Source organism: Bacillus sp. 7705b (genome assembly GCF_002289525.1).
GTDB lineage: Bacteria > Bacillota > Bacilli > Bacillales > Bacillaceae > Bacillus > Bacillus halotolerans.
Genome location: NZ_NSDH01000039.1, coordinates 64,202 through 81,297, shown reverse-complemented (window position 1 = coordinate 81,297; position 17,096 = coordinate 64,202). Strand labels below are relative to the sequence as shown.

Below are 17,096 nucleotides of genomic sequence, written 5' to 3'. Positions count from 1 at the left end.
AAAATAAAACGCTTCCAATTCTAAATTGATAGATACGTACTAATAAACAAAAACTAGTGAATTATCATTAATTTGTACGAACAACTTCATTATAGTAATTCAGTAGGATACTGTCAATCTTTTCTTTTTAAAAAAAGCCAGGTATTCACCCGGCTTATCAGTTTAATAGGACGGCCAGCCCGAACTCCAATTCAAATCATTGATTAGTAGCTTGGGAATGCCGTTATCTTTCGCGTCATAGGCATGGCGCACAAGTATGTTTCCATTTACAATATCCTGACCTCCAGGCCCTTTCCATTGATCATTGCCGGAATCTAAGATGGTGCCCCCTCCTTCCAGCATGCTTTTTCCGCTTTTATCAAGATAAGGCCCTGTTATGCTTTTAGATCTCCCATAAGCAATTTTGTACGTACTATTTACCCCGTCACAGCATTTATCAAATGAAACCATTAAATAGTAGTAACCATTTTGATACGTGAGGGTAGGAGCCTCCAGCGCTCCGCTATTACTCGGTCTCGACGCAATGGAATAAAGCGATCCGGTAGGCTTCATCGTGTTCTTATCCAGCTTGGTCAGCTTGATTCCGCTCCAAAATGAGCCGAACGCAAGCCACGGATTGCCATCCTTGTCAAAGGTGAGTTCCGGGTCGATGGCGTTATAATTATCGGAGCTCGTCGACCGGATCACCAGGCCTTCGTCTTTCCAGCTTCCCGAGCTGATGCTTGTTGAAGAAGCAAGGCCTATGGCAGAGACATTTTTTCCGAAAGAAGAAACTGAATAATACAGCCAGTACTTTCCGTTATAATATTGAATGTCCGGTGCCCACTGGTTTTGGCCGTAATTCGGCACATAAGTGGACCACCATGATAAAGGTGTGCTGAAAATCGATTTTTGCACGGTCCAATTTTTAGCATCCGACGATTTGAGAACCCGCAGCCCCCTTTCTTCCGTAAGGCCTGTTCCAAACGCGTACCACGAGCTTCCCTCTTTGATTATCGTTGGATCATGAAGCAATTCATTAGATGCTCCCCAAAATGCAGCGGATGCCGGAGAAGCGGAAGTCAATAACAAACCCGCCGTCAGAGCAGCACTCGAAAAGTGAAAGAACCGTTTCCATGCTTTTTTCTTTTTCAATTTTTTCAAACCTCCCTTATTTTAGAAAGCGCTTACAAATTGTGAAATTGAATCCTCCTTTCCTTACAAATGAGCTGCATCTCGTACGTGATCAGATTCAGGAATTTTTCGGTATCTCCTTTATTGTAGTCACTCCACCAAAATTTGTACAGACAAAAAAATAGAATCCGCCTCACAAGGCGGATTCTTCCGTATCTTTATTGGTACGTAATATCGTCAACCGTTTGCCGGTCTAACTTCTTAATGACTTCGGTGATTAATTTTACCGCATTTTCATAATCGTCACGATGCAGCATGGCAGCGTGCGTATGAATGTATCGTGTTGCAATGGTAATGGACAGCGCCGGAACACCGTTTGCCGTCAAATGAATGGACCCGGAATCAGTTCCTCCGCCGGCGATCGCATCAAATTGATATGGAATGCCTGCTTCTTCTGCTGTATTGACAACTAAGTCACGAAGTCCTTTGTGGGAGACCATAGATGCATCGTACAGAATAATCTGCGGCCCTTCTCCCATTTTGCTTTGCGCTTCCTTCTCAGAAATCCCTGGCGTATCTCCGGCTATTCCTACATCAACACCAAAAGCAATATCAGGCTGTATCGTGTGCGCAGAGGTCTTCGCTCCTCTTAGGCCAACTTCTTCCTGTACAGTTCCAACGCCATACACAACGTTTGGATGATCTGTGTCTTTTAAATTCCTCAAAACATCAATGGCGATCGCACAGCCGATACGGTTGTCCCACGCCTTTGCTAAAAGAAATTTTTCATTGTTCATGACCGTGAATTCAAAATGCGGAACGATCATATCACCTGGGAGTACGCCCCATTCCAATGCTTCCTCATGGCTTGAAGCCCCGATATCAACGAACATCTCTTTGATATCGACCGGTTTTTTTCTCGCTTCAGCAGATAAAATGTGCGGTGGCTTAGATCCGATAACACCTGTGACCTCTCCCTTTTTCGTCACGATGGTGACACGCTGAGCCAGCATGACTTGAGACCACCAGCCGCCGACAGTTTGAAAACGGATAAAGCCTTTATCGGTGATTTGTGTCACCATAAAGCCGACTTCGTCCAAATGCCCGGCAATCATAATTTTCGGACCGTTTTCCGCACCTGTTTTTTTTGCAATTAAACTGCCAAGCCGGTCAGTTGTCACTTCATCAGCAAATGGTTCTATGTATGATTTCATCACTTGCCTGACTTCTCTTTCATTTCCCGGAATGCCTTTTGCATCAGTTAATTCTTTCAGCATGGTTAACGTTTCATCCAATTTTGCCATGATTCCAAAAACCTCCTTCATCTGTCCTGCATTATTATTATACAAAACCTGACGGCAACCATACGACTATTTCACTTAAAAAGCGGGTATATCTTTTTTAACAAACTTCTTTTAGAAAAAGTGAAACCTTTTTCTATGCTCTACGTATTACATCAGATCATCACAATGAGGGAGGTGCCTTCACACAATGTTTATCATGGTTCTCCGGATTTTATTGCTTGCTCTATTTGCTTACTGTATTTATGCCTTGGTCAAATATGTCGCAAATCCAAAGAGAAGACTGAAGCTGGCCCAATCAAAAGAACTTTTTTATATTATCGATGAACAGAACAATACCCGAAAGAACTTTCAATTGACGTATAAAGGCGTGCTTTTTGAAGGAGAAAAGCATATTCCTTCCAAGGATCATCCATTGTTCATCCACACCATCTTTGTATGGACGGAGTCTCCTGAGAAGCTAAAAAACTTTTCCGCAAAAGATTTTGAGAATATTGAAGAAAAAGTACTGGAACGATATCCGGATTGTAAAATTGACTGGGATCTGCCCATTAAACTTGCAAAAAAAGCAGAAGAGCGGTAAACGCTTTTCTGCTTTTTTATAAATCAAACGGACTGTAATAGATGCCGAGCCAGACACCAAGCGCTCCAAACACGATGGCGATCAGCCACAGCCGGTTTTCAGAAATTCTCCATTTGTGGCGCTGCGCTCTTCGTTTATCTGCGCCCATCACCCAAAAACCGCACAGATTGATCAGAACTAGATATACAGCAATTATCATGTTGCCTCATCCTTTATATAAAAAAGCCGCTCTCTAAGAGCGGCTCTATATCATTATTTGTTTAATTGAGCTTTAGCAGCATCAGCAAGCTGATTGAATGCAGTAAGATCGTTTACAGCAAGATCAGCAAGCATTTTACGGTTTACTTCGATACCAGAAAGCTTAAGACCGTGCATTAAACGGCTGTAAGAAAGACCGTTCATGCGAGCAGCTGCGTTGATACGAGTGATCCAAAGCTTACGGAAATCACGTTTTTTCTGACGACGGTCACGGAAAGCATAGTTTCCAGATTTCATGACCTGCTGGTTAGCTACTTTGTATAATGTATGTTTTGAACCGAAATAACCTTTTGCTAATTTAAGAACCTTTTTACGACGCTTACGTGTAACAGTTCCGCCTTTTACTCTTGGCATTAAATTTCCCTCCTAATTGTTCCTTGTCCGATTACTTGATGTTAGCAAGCATTTGTTTGATACGTTTGAAGTCTCCTGCGCTTACAACAGCACTCTTGCGAAGCTTACGCTTTTGCTTTTGAGATTTGTTGGCGAATAAGTGACTAGTGTATGCATGAGAACGTTTTAACTTCCCAGAACCTGTCTTTTTAAAACGTTTAGCAGATCCGCGGTGAGTTTTCATTTTTGGCATGGGATTTCCTCCTTATTGCTTTTCGTTTTTCGGCGCGAGCATTAAGAACATGCTGCGGCCGTCCATTTTTGGTTTTGTTTCGACTGTCGCAACCTCAGCACATGCTTCAGAAAAACGGTCTAGTACACGCTGGCCGATTTCTTTATGAGTGATTGCGCGTCCTTTAAAGCGGATAGAAGCTTTCACTTTATCGCCTTTTTCAAGGAATTTAATCGCATTGCGCAACTTCGTGTTAAAGTCGTGCTCATCGATTGTCGGGCTTAATCTAACTTCTTTTAAGTTAATGATTTTTTGATTTTTGCGTGCTTCTTTGTCCTTTTTCTGCTGCTCGAATCTGAACTTTCCGTAGTCCATGATGCGGCAGACAGGCGGTTTTGCATTTGCTGCAACTAACACAAGGTCAAGATTTGCGCGGCCGGCTATTTCAAGTGCTTCCTGACGGGACTTGATTCCAAGCTGGTCGCCATTTTGTCCGATTAAGCGGACCTCACGTGCACGGATACCCTCATTAACCAATTGATCTTTGCTAATAATGAGCCACCTCCATAGTTTCTTCGAATTGATTCACAACTCTTTTGACTGCATTCTGCAGGCAAACAAAAAGTGCGGGCATTATAAAACACCCACACTACGAACATCTGTATCAATAAAAATGTACGGTCAACCTGCCAACTACATGAATGTGTCAATCAGGTGAGAAGCGGGTGCTTCTGCTTGTGATTTATATTCAATTCAATAACTATTCTACACAATGCCGGATGTTTAGTCAAGGATGACTTATCCGGAACAACTTTCTCATTGTAACATGGGTTATTTATGAGTGCAAGAGAGAAAAAGAAAATCTTTTATTCTTATCCAGAATGCAAGGTTCTGAACCCTCCAGCCAATCGCCAATCATGCAGGATTTTGTTAAACAGCATCGGCTGAGCCAGCGACGCTCCATGGAAGATCCCTGGAAACATAGCGTTCTCGAACTTTCATTCATCTTTGCGATTTCAGCTGCCGATGCATTCATCACTTTTCTTTCTTTTTCCCGACCGTCACCAGCAGGCTGGCACTGGTTTGTCTGAGCGAATCGGGTATCGTACATGTCATATTAGTATTTGATAAAGCGTACCTGCACTCATTTGACTGCTTACTTTATAGTATGTTTCGAATCGGCTGGCATGAAGATAAAGCATTTTTGTCTGAGTCTGGAAAAGATCAAAACGGCGCCACAAATGTTGAAAATGGCTGATTTGATCTTCCCGCATCCAGCCGCTGACACCCCCGCCATAAATAAAAATCAGAAGTTGCGGATGCTCTGCACCAGATTCTGTTATATGAAGATCAATATACTACCCCATCCTTCTCCTTATTTCGCAGTTTACCAAAAACCACATATAGGAAAAAATGCAAAACAAAGTGAACCTCACACTAAAAAAGCCGATATAAGAACGAGAAGGGAGTCTGACACATGAACAAACTGATACAGCTTACTCTATTTTTAACATTGATAGTAACCGGCTGCTCCAATAGCAACAGCATATCTTCAGAGCCAAAAGAAGAGACCGTTATCACAGCCGCAGCGTTTCATGAAAACAAGCTGGAGAAAGAGCTGAAAAACCTAAAACCCGTTTCATTGAAAATGGTGAATCCTCTCGCAACTGAATTAGAAAAGGTGAAGGCGAAGGAAGAAGCAGAGAAACAAAGGCAAATCGCTGCAGCGAAAAAACGTGAAAAAGAGCAGAGAGCGAAACGAAAGAAACAACAGGAGGAAGAAGCGGAACAGCAACGATTGGCACAGGCTGCAGCAGGGAGACAGCGATTAGCGGAAGCAGAAAGGCAAGCTGAGCTTGAAAGGCAGCGTCAGGCAGCACTCCAAAAACAGCAGGAAGCGGACGCCAAAAAAGAACGGCAAGCGCAGGCACAGCGTCAGCAGAATGAGGCTTCCTCATCTAACAGCCAAAATGCGCCATCTTCCCCGAGCCAGACAGATGATGCCATTCAACCGCCGGCTTCAGAGCTTCCTGATGACGACGGCTATGGTTATGAAGAACGAAAAAAGTGGCATGACGATCAAGTGGAATGGGGCATTAAACAAGGATATATCGATCCGGAAGACGCACCATAAAATAGAAAAAGCCAAGGGTTCAGCCTTGGCTTATCCTCCGATCAGCTGCACGAACACAGGAATAACCAGAACCGTTACGACCCCGACAACGACAACAGCGATACTTGCCATCGCGGCTTCGACTTCACCCATCTCGATCCCGACAGCTACACCGAGTGCGTGTCCGGACGTTCCGAGAGCCAACCCTTTCGAAATGGGATTCTTCACTTTAAATACTTTTAAGAACAAAGCGCCGAGCGCATACACAATGACGGCGTTAAAGATAACAGCAAAAGCTGTGATATCGCTGATGCCGCCAATATCTTTTGATAAAGGAAGCGCAATCGCCGTTGTTGCCGCCTGCGGAAGCATACTTTTCATAACAGCCTCATCAAGGTGAATCCCTTTTGCAAGCAAATAGACAATCGTGACAGAGCAGATAGAGCCTACGATAATGGAGGACATAATTTGCCACCAGTATTTTTTCAGTTTATCTCTTTGTTTGTACAATGGAATGGCAAAGGCAATCGTCGCGGGTTCCAAGAAAAACTTAATGATTTCTCCCCCGTTATTATAGTCAGCGTAAGAGAAACCGCCGATTTTCAAAAATGCAATCCCTAGCACCATCGCAACAAACAATGGAGTGAAAAGGAAGAACCCTTTTGTTTTTTTAAATAAAAAGGTGCCAATGCCGAAAGCGGCCAGTGATACGACAATTCCGAAATATGGACTCATTGTGCTTTCCATTTCATGAACCTCCTGCTTCTCTTAATGATGAACAAGTTCGTTTTTCTTCTGCGGGGACTGTACTGTTTTTGCTTTTATGTCATCAGCAGTCTTGCGTTTTCCGCTCAGTGTAAGAATAAGCTGAGAAAACAATCCTGTTGCCCCCAATAAAATAATCGTTGCGAGAAGAATGACAAGGACGATTTGCAGGCCGTATTGCTGCATCACACCAAGAGAATTCATAACAGATATACCTGATGGAACAAATAAAAATCCAATCAATGAGGTTAAAGACGCTCCGAGCGTTTCTACTTGTTCCAGTTTAATCACTTTCAAACATAATAGGAGAAATAATAAGACCAAACCTACAACCGACGCCGGTATAGGAATTGGGACAAAAGCGGCAATCATATTGGAAACCAGCATAATGACGGCAAAAATAAATGCTTGTGTTAAAAATCCGTACACTTTTTTAGCACTCATTTTCTTCACCTCTTTCTCTTTTGTACCCTCATTATAAATAAGAATCCCTCTCTATTAAGCGCTTACATGATAACTTGCCGAATATTAAAGATGAGTTGCAGCATAAAAAGGATGAAATACAAAAAGCCGCCCCATCAAATATGGAGCAGCTTTTTTAATTCCTTGGCATATGTCCGGCTGACCGGTATTTTCGATCCGTCTTTCATGATCAGATTATAGGTGGAATTAAACCATGGCTGTATCTCTTTGATGTACTCAGTATTAACGACAAAGCTTCGATGGACGCGGAGAAAATCAGTTTCCGGCAGCTTTTTTTCAATGACAACGAGCGTATCATTGACTGAATAAGATACATCAAAGGTTTTAACATGGACATGGCCGTCTTCGGTTCCCGCAAAGATTATATCCTTCGTATCCACAATCACAATCGATTCACCGACAGATAAGGCTAATTTATGCTGGCTGGCATGGCTGATCTGTTCTGGTTCATCAATCTCCCGCTTTACCTTTTTATACTTTTTCATTGTTTGCCGAACCCTTTCTTCATCGAAAGGTTTGGTTAAGTAATCAAGAGCGTCCACTTCAAAAGCTTTAAGTGCATACTGGTCATAGGCCGTCGCAAACACAATAGCCGGGGGGTTCTTCATATTCTTCAATCGTTTTGCGATATCAAAACCATTCTCTCCGGATAAGTCAACGTCTAAAAACAGCAAATCAGGCTTTTGATCCATCATTTGGTCAAACGCTGATTCAATATTTTCCGCTTCATTGATTTCTAATTCCTCATTTGTCCTTTTGAGTAAATAAGCCAGTTCATCTCTTGCCAGAATCTCATCATCAACTATTAACACCCTGAGCATGTTCTTCTCCCTCTTTCATTTGTTGCATAGGTACTTGAAAGGAAACCTCTGTCCCTTTATGTACCTCACTCTTGATATGTAATGCAGCCTGCTGCCCGAATAAACCGATCAGCCGCTGATTCAGATTATAAAGCGCAGTCCCTGTTCCTTCCTTAGAAGGCAGCGGTTTATTCCCCAATTCCGGCAAGACGTCCGGCGGAATTCCGCGCCCATTGTCCGTGACCTTCATATAGACGGATGACTCGTCAGATAAGACACAAACCGTTACCTTGCACATGTCTTGTTTTTTTGGAAATGCGTGCCGTAATGCGTTTTCAACAAGCACCTGCAAGACAAACGGAGGAATCTCAATTTGTTCCAGCCTGCTGTCAATATCAAGCTCAATCTTATATTTCCCGGGAAAACGCGCCTGTTCTAATGACAGATAGGCTTGAAGATGGTTCAGCTCCTTTGAAAGCGGGATCAGCAGCTGTCTTGCTCCCTGGAGATTAGAACGAAAGTACACGCTAAGCTGCAGCAAAAGCTTACGGGTTTTTTCAACATCTGTCCGGCATAAAGCAGAAATCGTATTAATGGCATTAAATAAAAAATGCGGGTTAACCTGTGCTTGAAGCGCTTTGATTTCCGCATCCTTCAGAAGCTTGCTTTGCAGCTCGGCTTCACCGAGCTCAAGCTGTGTCGAAAACAGCATGGCCAGCCCCTCGGCAAGCTCCTCCTCTACCTGACTGAGGCCGGCCGGGCTTTTAAAATACATTTTTAACGTTCCGATTGTGTTGCCGTTTGATGTCAAAGGCAGTACAATCGCCGCGTGCAAAGGGCATTCCGAATGGGTGCATTCAATCTCTTCCTGTGAAGTAGCCTTCATGATACGCCCTGTTTTAATTACCTTTTTAGACAGGCCTGTGATCAGGCTTTTAGATGGGATATGATGGTCCATTCCCGCGCCGACATGCGCAAGTATTTTCTCATTGTCCGTCAGAGATACCGCATCCGTTCCGGTCATCTTATGGATGATGGCTGCTACACTTTTACAAGAGCTTTCATTTAACCCTTGACGGAAAAAAGGAAGCGTCTGATCGGCAATGGTCAGCACCCTGTGCGTTTCAAGCGCCCTTGCCTGTTCTTCCTTGCGAATAATGGCTTGAATAATCGACAGGAAAATAAAGCTGCCTGTTCCGTTAATGAGGATCATCGGAATCCCGATCATGCTGACAAGCTCCCAAGCATCAATGAACGGCTTTGCCATCAGCAAAATAATGACCATTTGCAAGGTCTCCATACCGATCCCGACGAGGGCTGCGATACGCGGTGTCGGCATTCGATAGCGCTTCGTAAAATACCTGCCGATCCATCCCGCAAGAAACCCTGCTAAAACGGATGAGACCGCACAGCTTAAAGCCGTGCTGCCGCCGAGCGAAAAACGATGAAGGCCTGCTAATAAACCGATTCCCGCTCCTACAAACGGCCCGCCCAAAAGCCCGCCTATTTCCACGCCCAAAATACGGGTATTTGCAATAGAGCCCGACGGATCTATTGTAAACACCCAATCATTATTCACAATCATATGTTTTTGAATTTCGATGCCGGTATAATTGCTGATGATGCTGAAAAGAGAAAAAATAGAAATCAATACAGCTTTTCCTTTGTAGCCCTCCGGATTTTGAAGTGCCTGTCTGAAAAGTTTAGTGTGGGCCAGAATAAATCCCAATATAACGATAATCCCTACCCTTTCCAGCATCATGATCATTAATTGAATCATCTGTGTCACCTGTTCTTTCCCATTTCATTTTATCATTTTTTCGGCAAACCGTTTCATGGCTGACTATTTTTTTAAAATCGTCTGAAAACATATTTCACAAGACTTTTATCTATTGTAGAATAAACATGAGCCTTTTGGCAGAAAGAATTGAATCTGAAGCAGAGGAGAAGATCATGAAAGCCGTATTTTTTGATTTAGACGATACACTACTTTGGGATGAGAAAAGCGTCAGAACAACATTTGCAGAAACATGTTTACAGGCCGAGAAAAAATATGGTCTTGACCCTGAGGAATTCGAAGCAGCTGTTCGGGAAGCGGCGAGAGAATTGTACATGTCTTACGAGACATACCCTTATACGGTGATGATCGGCATTAACCCGTTTGAAGGGCTGTGGTCAAATTTCTCCGAGCCGATCAGTGAAGGATTTCAGAAGCTGAATAAGATTGTGCCGGAGTACAGACGAAACGCATGGACAAACGGCCTGAAAGCGCTTGGTGTCGACGATACGGCATATGGTGAATATTTGGGAGAGTTTTTTGCAGCGGAACGCCGAAAACGCCCGTTTGTTTACGATGAAACATTTGATGTGCTTGATCAATTAAAAGGAAAGTACGAGTTGTTGCTTTTGACTAACGGCGATCCGAGTCTGCAAAAGGAGAAGCTCGCCGGCGTGCCTGAGCTCGCCCCTTATTTCAATGAAATTGTCATCTCAGGCGCTTTTGGCAAAGGGAAACCCGATGCTTCTATTTTCGAGCATTGCCTACAGCTAATGAAGATCCAGAAAGAGGATGCCATCATGGTCGGCGATAATTTGAATACTGATATTTTAGGCGCTTCCAGAGCCGGAATCAAAACCGTTTGGATCAACCGGACGGATAAGAAAAATGAAACAGAAGTGACGCCTGATCACATCATCAGCAGCCTTCATGATTTGTTTCCTATTTTAGAACATAAATAAAAAAGCATGATCTCTTTCATGAGATCATGCTTTTTTGTATTATTTCTTCGCTTCAGCTACAGCCTTTTTCACAAAATCATCAAGTGAAATGGTTTCAGACTTCTGCTCTCCGTATTTACGGACGTTTACCGCACCGTTTTCTGCTTCTTGGTCACCGACCACAAGCATGTATGGAATTTTTTGCATTTGCGCTTCGCGGATTTTGTAGCCGATTTTTTCATCACGGCTGTCGACTTCTACACGCAGGCCTTCACGCTGGAGGCTCTCTTGTACTTGCTTCGCATAATCCAAATGCACAGCCGGAGAAACCGGGATGACTTGGAACTGAACCGGTGCAAGCCATGTTGGAAGTGCGCCTTTATGCTCTTCGATTAAGAATGCAACAAAGCGTTCCATTGTTGATACCACACCTCTGTGAATAACAACCGGACGATGCTGCTTGCCGTCTTCACCGATATATGTCAGATCGAAGCGTTCAGGCAGCAAGAAGTCCAGCTGAACAGTAGATAATGTTTCTTCCTTGCCGATCGCTGTTTTCACCTGAACATCAAGTTTAGGGCCGTAGAATGCCGCTTCACCTTCTGCTTCGTAATAGTCGTGGCCGATTTCGTCCATTGCAGATTTCAGCATGGATTGCGCTTTGTTCCACATTTCATCATCATCAAAGTATTTCTCTGTGTCTTCCGGATCACGGTAAGACAGACGGAATGTGTAATCACTTAAACCGAAATCTTCATATACATCCTGGATTAAACGGACTGTACGGATAAACTCATCCTTAATTTGATCCGGGCGTACAAAGATGTGTGCATCATTCAACGTCATTCCGCGTACGCGCTGAAGCCCTGACAGCGCACCTGACATTTCATAGCGGTGCATCGTTCCCAACTCCGCAATACGGATTGGAAGTTCGCGGTAGCTGTGAATGTCTTGTTTGTAAATCATCATATGGTGCGGGCAGTTCATCGGACGCAATACAAGTGTTTCGTTGTCCATTTCCATCGGAGGGAACATGCCTTCTTGATAATGATCCCAGTGTCCTGATGTTTCATACAGCTCTTTGCTTCCAAGCACTGGTGTATAGACGTGTTCATAGCCGAGGCTGATTTCTTTATCGACAATGTAGCGCTCGATCGTGCGGCGGATTGTCGCGCCTTTTGGCATCCAAAGCGGCAGACCTTGTCCGACTTTTTGAGAATTCGCAAACAGCTTTAATTCTTTGCCGAGTTTTCTGTGGTCACGCTCTTTTGCTTCTTCAAGCATGCGAAGATGCTCGTCAAGATCAGCTTTTTTGAAGAAAGCTGTTCCGTATACACGCTGAAGCATTTGATTATTGCTGTCACCGCGCCAATATGCACCTGCAAGGCTTAACAGCTTAAACTCTTTAATTTTTCCTGTTGATGGAACGTGTACGCCGCGGCACAGGTCAAAGAATTCGCCCTGCTCGTAAATCGATACGGTTTCTCCCTCAGGAATCGCATCCAGCAGTTCAAGCTTCAGGTCATCGCCGATTTCCGCAAAGCGGGCTTTCGCTTCTTCACGGCTGACTTCTTTTCGAACGATCGGAAGGTTCGCATTGACGATTTTTTTCATTTCTTTCTCGATTTTCGGCAGATCCTCCGGCGTAATCGCTTCTTCCATTTCTACATCATAGTAAAAACCGTTTTCGATAACAGGACCGACACCGAATTTCACGTCTTTGTAAATGCGTTTAATCGCTTGTGCCAGCAAGTGAGCCGTACTGTGGCGCATAATCTCAAGACCCTCTTCTGATCCTTCAGTAATGATTTCCACAGTGCCGTCTTCGTTGATCGGCGTTTTCAAATCGATTTCTTTTCCGTTCAGTTTTCCGGCTAATGATTTCTTTTTTAATCCCGGACTGATGGATGCCGCGATATCTTCTGTTGTTGTCCCTTTCGCAAACTCCTTGACTGCTCCATCAGGAAATGTGATTTTTACCATATCTGACATCATTGTCACTCCTTTTTTGCATATAAAAACCCCGCCCCCTATGAAAGGGACGAGGTTGAATAAACGGAATCGTGGTTCCACCCTTTTTTCCGCAAGCCAATACACCGGCACCTGCGGCTCTAAACTCTGTAACGGGAGTTCCCGTCAGCTATTACTGTTCCTTATAAAGGGGTTCACAGCTGAAGTTCAAAGGCGGTAAAGCGAATGGTCCTTAGCTGGGAAGCTTGCAGCCGTGACTTCCCTCTCTTTAAGCCGGTATCATTCCTTCATGTCCTTATCAGTACGTGTGTCAATCTTAATCTCCTATGTATTATAAATTGTTCGTTCCAAAAAATCAACACGATTGTATTTCCTTTTTTTCAAGCGGCAGCCTTATGTTTACAGGCTGCCGGCACTTATCCCTCTGAGTGCTTGACCGGTGCTTCAGCGTTTGAAAACGCCTGAAGCGGAAGCATTTGCACACGCTCTTGAAATACGTTTTGAATCGTCCTTACCATCATATGCTCGGGCTGGTCTGTATAGAGAATCACCTCATCAGGCGCGATGGAGATCAGCGGCGCAAGCAAATGGGAGTCAATGTACATGGGATGATCCCGGACAAATCGCCTGTCTATGTATTTCATTTTTTCCCGTTCCGGCACATAGCGCATCTCCCACAGTGTAAATGAACCATCATGGACAATGTGCACCCTTTTGATTCGCGGCGGTTTAGCCATTACATAGTCTCTGAGTGTCTGAATAAAGTTTTGGTACTCCTGCTCCATCTTATATTCGTCTATTGCCGCTTCCACAGTTTCTCTAAGCTGTTCGTAGTACTGTCCGAGGCGAAAGGTTTGAAAGGAACGAATTGAAAATACCCCGTCCTCTAAACAAATCGTTTGGAGCTCATCTGAAATACACTGCTTGCGCGGCGGCTTCATCGGTTCAAACGGAAGAACATCAGCTTCTCCTTCTATAATACTGTGTGCGAGCTGAAGGATTTGCTGCTGCTCATCCTGGTCCGTGAAACAATACGTCTCTTCAATCAACGACAGCATATGCTCGTCTTCTTTGCAATCTAAAAAAAACTTGACCAGAATCGGCTCCATAAAACTCTGAATAGAGAAAGCCGGCTCAGCTTTTTGAATCCCGATTTTTCGTATGCCTTCACGGACAATGATGTTTTTCTGATCGTCCGAATGCTGAATGAGATGTAAAAAAGCGGCTGTATCATGGTCATCTTCAAAGATTATTTCAAGCATGTTTGTCCCCCCTTACGGCATCTGTTACAAGTATATGGGGGATGTTTTTAAAATAGACGTAAAGGTCACCGGCAAATCTTAATTTGATTCTTGAAACAAGCTTTGCATTTTCTTTCTGAAGATAAATGGCAGCGCCATAAAAATGATATAAAATCCGAGGACGAGAAAGAAGGCGGGCAAATTGCCCGTGAAAAAGCTTGCTCCCAGCACGTTCAGCGCAACGGTCCCAGGGATGATTCCCGCAGCCGTCGCCGCAAAATATGGGAGCGGCTTGACATTAGAAAGCCCTGCCGCATAGCTGACGAAGTCAAAATTAATCGGAAGGATCCGCAGAAGAAAGATATAGAAAAAACCGTTTTCCTCCATCTGTTTCTGGATGTTTTCCAGCCTTTCGTGATGGCTGTTGGTTTTTGCCGCAAACAGACCGGCTGCAAAAAATGAGACAGCCGAAGCGCACATCGACCCAAATAGTGTGTAGAGCGTGCCGAGAATCGGGCCAAAGGCCAGTCCGCCCGCAATAGAAATAACTGATACCGGAAATAATACAAGCGGCCTGACGATCGATATCCCGATAAAGATAAGCGGCGCAAAGATGCCGAATGATAAAACCCATATCCGGATTTCTTTCGGAGATAGATTTAAATACCTTTTATTTGCCCAAAAAATCAAGCCTGCTCCCGCAAGCACTGCCAGCCATTTAACAGCCGTTTTAAGTTTCATACCCTCAGTTCCTTCCCCTTTGAACCGCAGCGGTTATTAATGGCGGCGGTTTTCTCCGTCAAGACGGATAGGAGCAGCCAGATATAAAATCCGCTCCATTAATCTTGCCGCTTTCACTTCTTCCTTTTCTCCCCTTTGAGAATACGTAAAATGATGTTTCAACTCATCAGGCGAGAAATTAGAAGAGAAGAAAGTCGGCAGCTGCTGAGACATTCTGTGCTGAAGCACTGTCCCGATAACTTCATCCCTGACCCAGCTCGTCATCGATTCCGCTCCGATGTCGTCGAGCATCAGTACAGGCGTTGTTTTTACCATGTTCAGCTTATCTTCCAATGAATGATCTTGAAGCGAGTTTTTCAGCTCTCTGACAAATTCGGGCACATAGACGATCATGGAGGAATACTCTTTTTCCGCCAGCTCATTGGCAATAGCGGCCAGCATAAAGGTTTTTCCTACGCCAAACTTGCCGTACAAATACAATCCTTTCCCTTTTCCCGTCTCATTATAGCTTTTCAGAAAATCCGTGACATGCTGGAACATTGCAAGCCTGCTCGGGTCATTAATATCGACCTGCTGGAACGTCGCTCCGAGAAGATCCTGCTGAATATACATGCTTTTCATGAGAGACTTCTGTTTTTTCTGCTGATCGAGTTTTCGTTTGACTGGACATTCGTAATACTCGATATCAATAGAGCGGCCGGTCATCACAAGCTTCGGATGGTAGCCCTCCAACAGATTATTGCTGTTTTCGTCTTCTGAACAATAAGAGCAGTGCTTGCTCTGTCCAATATATTCATAAAGCTTATTTAAGCTTCTTTCAATCATTTTTTGATCGATGACGTCTTCATTTTCCTTTAAAAATGCCTGAACGTCTTGATCCTTCATCACTTTTTCTTTCATTTGTTCAAGACGCTTTTGGAAATCTGGTCTGCCGGTTACGCCCTGCAGGGAACGGCTGATTGGTTCCATGTATTACTTCACCCCGCATCTCTGCTCTTAATAGGCAGAGTATTTTTTCAGTTTTTTCATTTCTTCCATCATCTTTTTCTTCTGTTCTTCCAAGTCCTGTTCATGCAGCATTTGCTGTCCGGTTTCAGAATCGGAAGCCGTTTTCTTTTCTTTCATCCAGTCAGGAAGTTTTTCTTCGCGAATCACTTTTTGATTTCGTTTAGAAGATTGGCTCGTTTTCCCTTCAGCCCATTCGAGATACTGGCGGTTTTCTTCTATGGCAAGCTTCATCGCTTCTCTGACCGTTTTGACTTTTTTGCGCGCCCAATGGGAGGCAATTTTTTGTATATAATTTTTCGACAGCTTCATGTCGGTTTTCAGCATGACGTAATAAATCAATACATTTGTGACGCCTGGCTCCAGCTTCTGTTCAAACATAATTTCTTCTATAATTTTTAGATCTGCTTTTGACGGTTCGGTTCCGTCCGCGATATCCTGAAGAAGCTTTTTCGGTGAGATGACCTCCAGCAATGCGATCAGCTCACTATCCAGCGAATCCTCTTCTGCCGCTTTTCCGCCTTCACGCAGATGTACCGGCTGTGTTTTCTCCACTAAGTCCGGCAGCTGTCCGTTCCTCTCGATTTGGTACCAGTCACTTGCTGCTTTTCTTAAAGCTTCGGTGGTAATCACTTCATGCTCATCGATCGCGCTCATGACGACATTTTGCATCTGCAAAGGATCAATGCCGTACAAATAAGAAAGCTTTTTAATCGTTTCCCGCACCTGCTGTGTCATTGCTTTTCTTGGAATCATCGTCTCCGAAAGCCCCGCTAAAAACAAATCAAAATCGAACACATCCTCTGTAACGGTGTAGGACGGAGCCTGTCCGACAGTTGTATACTCTCTTCCCGTCGCCAGTCTCACCGTTTCCTCCATATCGGATGTAAGCTTCCATTCACTCGGCTGCAGCGATTCAAACGCATGGTTAAACGGCCTTGTAATTTCTTTGGCGTCTTCTGAAATCGCCGGATGCGTAAAAAATTGTTTTAACTGCTGATATTTTGTTTTTCCGACTCTGTTATATAAAAAAACGTTCAGCATGCCGTCTTCGAAAAATTCATTCGGCCGCAGCGGCGGCAGCAGTTCATATATAAAGAGGCGCTCCTGCCGCTCGGATTCTTTCATATATACTTTCAGCAATCCGATGCCCTCGAGCTTTCCCTGTTCCTGATGGATCGTTTTCAAATTGGACTGAGTCATTCCCATCAGCTGTCTATGTGTGGATTCTCCGCCCCACAGTCGGTTTTGTTCAAGTTCTCCCCACAATGTCATATAAAGAGAGAATGCAACAGGGCCGATTAAGGGCTGGTACAGTTGTGTAATAATTTGTCTGTCAATATCCTGCAGCATTGATTTGCTCTTCACCACATAAGGGTCTACAGGCAGTACATCTTTCCAATAGTCAGCCATACATTCTCAAACCTTCCGATTATGTT

At 44.0% G+C, this 17,096-nt stretch carries 18 protein-coding genes and 1 other annotated feature; of the genes, 3 read left to right on the top strand and 15 right to left on the bottom strand.

Going from position 1 to position 17,096, the window contains the following annotated elements; genetic code table 11:
- Positions 1 to 162: 162 nt before the first annotated feature.
- Complete coding sequence (gene abnA / locus CJU60_RS15540; RefSeq protein ID WP_095714244.1) at positions 163 to 1,134, bottom strand: arabinan endo-1,5-alpha-L-arabinosidase AbnA; 972 nt, start codon at positions 1,132 to 1,134, stop codon at positions 163 to 165.
- Positions 1,135 to 1,331: 197 nt separating this feature from the next.
- Positions 1,332 to 2,417, bottom strand: coding sequence for a M42 family metallopeptidase (locus CJU60_RS15530; protein WP_095714242.1), 1,086 nt, complete (start codon positions 2,415 to 2,417; stop codon positions 1,332 to 1,334).
- 187 nt (positions 2,418 to 2,604) lie between these two features.
- On the opposite strand from CJU60_RS15530, the gene ysdB reads away from it, so the two are divergent.
- Positions 2,605 to 2,997 (top strand): sigma W pathway protein YsdB, encoded by a 393-nt coding sequence (gene ysdB / locus CJU60_RS15525; RefSeq protein WP_024122432.1) that lies wholly within the window; start codon positions 2,605 to 2,607, stop codon positions 2,995 to 2,997.
- Between the two features lie 16 nt (positions 2,998 to 3,013).
- On the opposite strand, the gene CJU60_RS15520 is transcribed toward ysdB, so the two are convergent.
- Genes CJU60_RS15520 through infC form a run of 4 tightly spaced genes read right to left on the bottom strand, consistent with a single transcriptional unit; the run spans position 3,014 to position 4,375 of the window.
- On the bottom strand, positions 3,014 to 3,196 hold the full coding sequence (locus CJU60_RS15520; protein WP_483294931.1) for a DUF1294 domain-containing protein: 183 nt from the start codon (positions 3,194 to 3,196) through the stop codon (positions 3,014 to 3,016).
- 53 nt (positions 3,197 to 3,249) lie between these two features.
- Entirely contained in the window at positions 3,250 to 3,609 is a 360-nt protein-coding gene (gene rplT / locus CJU60_RS15515) for a 50S ribosomal protein L20 (protein WP_003222420.1), read from the bottom strand.
- Positions 3,610 to 3,640: 31 nt separating this feature from the next.
- Positions 3,641 to 3,841, bottom strand: coding sequence for a 50S ribosomal protein L35 (gene rpmI, locus CJU60_RS15510; protein ID WP_003222418.1), 201 nt, complete (start codon positions 3,839 to 3,841; stop codon positions 3,641 to 3,643).
- 12 nt (positions 3,842 to 3,853) lie between these two features.
- Positions 3,854 to 4,375, bottom strand: coding sequence for a translation initiation factor IF-3 (gene infC / locus CJU60_RS15505; protein ID WP_071543361.1), 522 nt, complete (start codon positions 4,373 to 4,375; stop codon positions 3,854 to 3,856).
- Between the two features lie 57 nt (positions 4,376 to 4,432).
- Positions 4,433 to 4,563, bottom strand: a sequence feature (ribosomal protein L20 leader region).
- Between the two features lie 734 nt (positions 4,564 to 5,297).
- On the opposite strand from infC, the gene CJU60_RS15490 reads away from it, so the two are divergent.
- Positions 5,298 to 5,954 carry a hypothetical protein gene (locus tag CJU60_RS15490; RefSeq protein ID WP_095714239.1) on the top strand — a complete coding sequence of 219 codons (657 nt, stop codon included), beginning with the start codon at positions 5,298 to 5,300 and terminating at the stop codon, positions 5,952 to 5,954.
- Between the two features lie 30 nt (positions 5,955 to 5,984).
- Here CJU60_RS15490 and lrgB read toward each other — a convergent pair whose 3' ends face one another.
- The 4 genes from lrgB to lytS form a co-directional block, all read right to left on the bottom strand.
- Complete coding sequence (gene lrgB, locus CJU60_RS15485) at positions 5,985 to 6,680, bottom strand: antiholin-like protein LrgB (protein WP_038954251.1); 696 nt, start codon at positions 6,678 to 6,680, stop codon at positions 5,985 to 5,987.
- A gap of 21 nt (positions 6,681 to 6,701) precedes the next feature.
- Positions 6,702 to 7,142 (bottom strand): antiholin-like murein hydrolase modulator LrgA, encoded by a 441-nt coding sequence (lrgA, locus tag CJU60_RS15480; protein ID WP_095714238.1) that lies wholly within the window; start codon positions 7,140 to 7,142, stop codon positions 6,702 to 6,704.
- Between the two features lie 134 nt (positions 7,143 to 7,276).
- Positions 7,277 to 8,002, bottom strand: coding sequence for a LytR/AlgR family response regulator transcription factor (locus CJU60_RS15475; RefSeq protein WP_024122438.1), 726 nt, complete (start codon positions 8,000 to 8,002; stop codon positions 7,277 to 7,279).
- Positions 7,980 to 9,761 carry a two-component system sensor histidine kinase LytS gene (lytS, locus tag CJU60_RS15470; protein WP_095714237.1) on the bottom strand — a complete coding sequence of 594 codons (1,782 nt, stop codon included), beginning with the start codon at positions 9,759 to 9,761 and terminating at the stop codon, positions 7,980 to 7,982. Before lytS ends, CJU60_RS15475 begins: the two co-directional genes overlap by 23 nt.
- Positions 9,762 to 9,934: 173 nt before the next feature.
- Between lytS and CJU60_RS15465 the strand changes: the two genes are divergently transcribed.
- Entirely contained in the window at positions 9,935 to 10,720 is a 786-nt protein-coding gene (locus tag CJU60_RS15465; protein ID WP_095714236.1) for an HAD family hydrolase, read from the top strand.
- Positions 10,721 to 10,759: 39 nt separating this feature from the next.
- Here CJU60_RS15465 and thrS read toward each other — a convergent pair whose 3' ends face one another.
- The 5 genes from thrS to dnaB all read right to left on the bottom strand — a co-directional run bounded on the left by thrS (position 10,760) and on the right by dnaB (position 17,070).
- Positions 10,760 to 12,691, bottom strand: coding sequence for a threonine--tRNA ligase (thrS, locus tag CJU60_RS15460; RefSeq protein ID WP_059335574.1), 1,932 nt, complete (start codon positions 12,689 to 12,691; stop codon positions 10,760 to 10,762).
- A 395-nt stretch (positions 12,692 to 13,086) separates the two neighbouring features.
- Positions 13,087 to 13,932, bottom strand: a complete 846-nt coding sequence (gene ytxC / locus CJU60_RS15455; protein ID WP_095714235.1) for a putative sporulation protein YtxC — start codon at positions 13,930 to 13,932, stop codon at positions 13,087 to 13,089.
- A 78-nt stretch (positions 13,933 to 14,010) separates the two neighbouring features.
- The gene (locus CJU60_RS15450) at positions 14,011 to 14,652 is read right to left on the bottom strand and encodes a TVP38/TMEM64 family protein (RefSeq protein WP_044153927.1); all 642 of its coding nucleotides are present in this window, start codon (positions 14,650 to 14,652) and stop codon (positions 14,011 to 14,013) included.
- A 36-nt stretch (positions 14,653 to 14,688) separates the two neighbouring features.
- Positions 14,689 to 15,621 carry a primosomal protein DnaI gene (dnaI, locus tag CJU60_RS15445; RefSeq protein ID WP_095714234.1) on the bottom strand — a complete coding sequence of 311 codons (933 nt, stop codon included), beginning with the start codon at positions 15,619 to 15,621 and terminating at the stop codon, positions 14,689 to 14,691.
- Positions 15,622 to 15,648: 27 nt separating this feature from the next.
- Positions 15,649 to 17,070 carry a replicative helicase loading/DNA remodeling protein DnaB gene (dnaB, locus tag CJU60_RS15440; protein WP_095714233.1) on the bottom strand — a complete coding sequence of 474 codons (1,422 nt, stop codon included), beginning with the start codon at positions 17,068 to 17,070 and terminating at the stop codon, positions 15,649 to 15,651.
- Between the last annotated feature and the right edge of the window lie 26 nt (positions 17,071 to 17,096).

Coding starts and splice junctions, on each gene's coding strand:
- CJU60_RS15465 (WP_095714236.1), top strand. CDS start 9,935: ATGAAAGCCGTATTTTTTGATTTAGACGATACACTACTTTGGGATGAG.
- lrgA (WP_095714238.1), bottom strand. CDS start 7,142: ATGAGTGCTAAAAAAGTGTACGGATTTTTAACACAAGCATTTATTTTT.
- CJU60_RS15520 (WP_483294931.1), bottom strand. CDS start 3,196: ATGATAATTGCTGTATATCTAGTTCTGATCAATCTGTGCGGTTTTTGG.
- lrgB (WP_038954251.1), bottom strand. CDS start 6,680: ATGGAAAGCACAATGAGTCCATATTTCGGAATTGTCGTATCACTGGCC.
- ysdB (WP_024122432.1), top strand. CDS start 2,605: ATGTTTATCATGGTTCTCCGGATTTTATTGCTTGCTCTATTTGCTTAC.
- CJU60_RS15450 (WP_044153927.1), bottom strand. CDS start 14,652: ATGAAACTTAAAACGGCTGTTAAATGGCTGGCAGTGCTTGCGGGAGCA.
- CJU60_RS15530 (WP_095714242.1), bottom strand. CDS start 2,417: ATGGCAAAATTGGATGAAACGTTAACCATGCTGAAAGAATTAACTGAT.
- dnaI (WP_095714234.1), bottom strand. CDS start 15,621: ATGGAACCAATCAGCCGTTCCCTGCAGGGCGTAACCGGCAGACCAGAT.
- dnaB (WP_095714233.1), bottom strand. CDS start 17,070: ATGGCTGACTATTGGAAAGATGTACTGCCTGTAGACCCTTATGTGGTG.
- thrS (WP_059335574.1), bottom strand. CDS start 12,691: ATGTCAGATATGGTAAAAATCACATTTCCTGATGGAGCAGTCAAGGAG.
- CJU60_RS15490 (WP_095714239.1), top strand. CDS start 5,298: ATGAACAAACTGATACAGCTTACTCTATTTTTAACATTGATAGTAACC.
- lytS (WP_095714237.1), bottom strand. CDS start 9,761: ATGATTCAATTAATGATCATGATGCTGGAAAGGGTAGGGATTATCGTT.
- rplT (WP_003222420.1), bottom strand. CDS start 3,609: ATGCCAAGAGTAAAAGGCGGAACTGTTACACGTAAGCGTCGTAAAAAG.
- rpmI (WP_003222418.1), bottom strand. CDS start 3,841: ATGCCAAAAATGAAAACTCACCGCGGATCTGCTAAACGTTTTAAAAAG.
- CJU60_RS15475 (WP_024122438.1), bottom strand. CDS start 8,002: ATGCTCAGGGTGTTAATAGTTGATGATGAGATTCTGGCAAGAGATGAA.
- ytxC (WP_095714235.1), bottom strand. CDS start 13,932: ATGCTTGAAATAATCTTTGAAGATGACCATGATACAGCCGCTTTTTTA.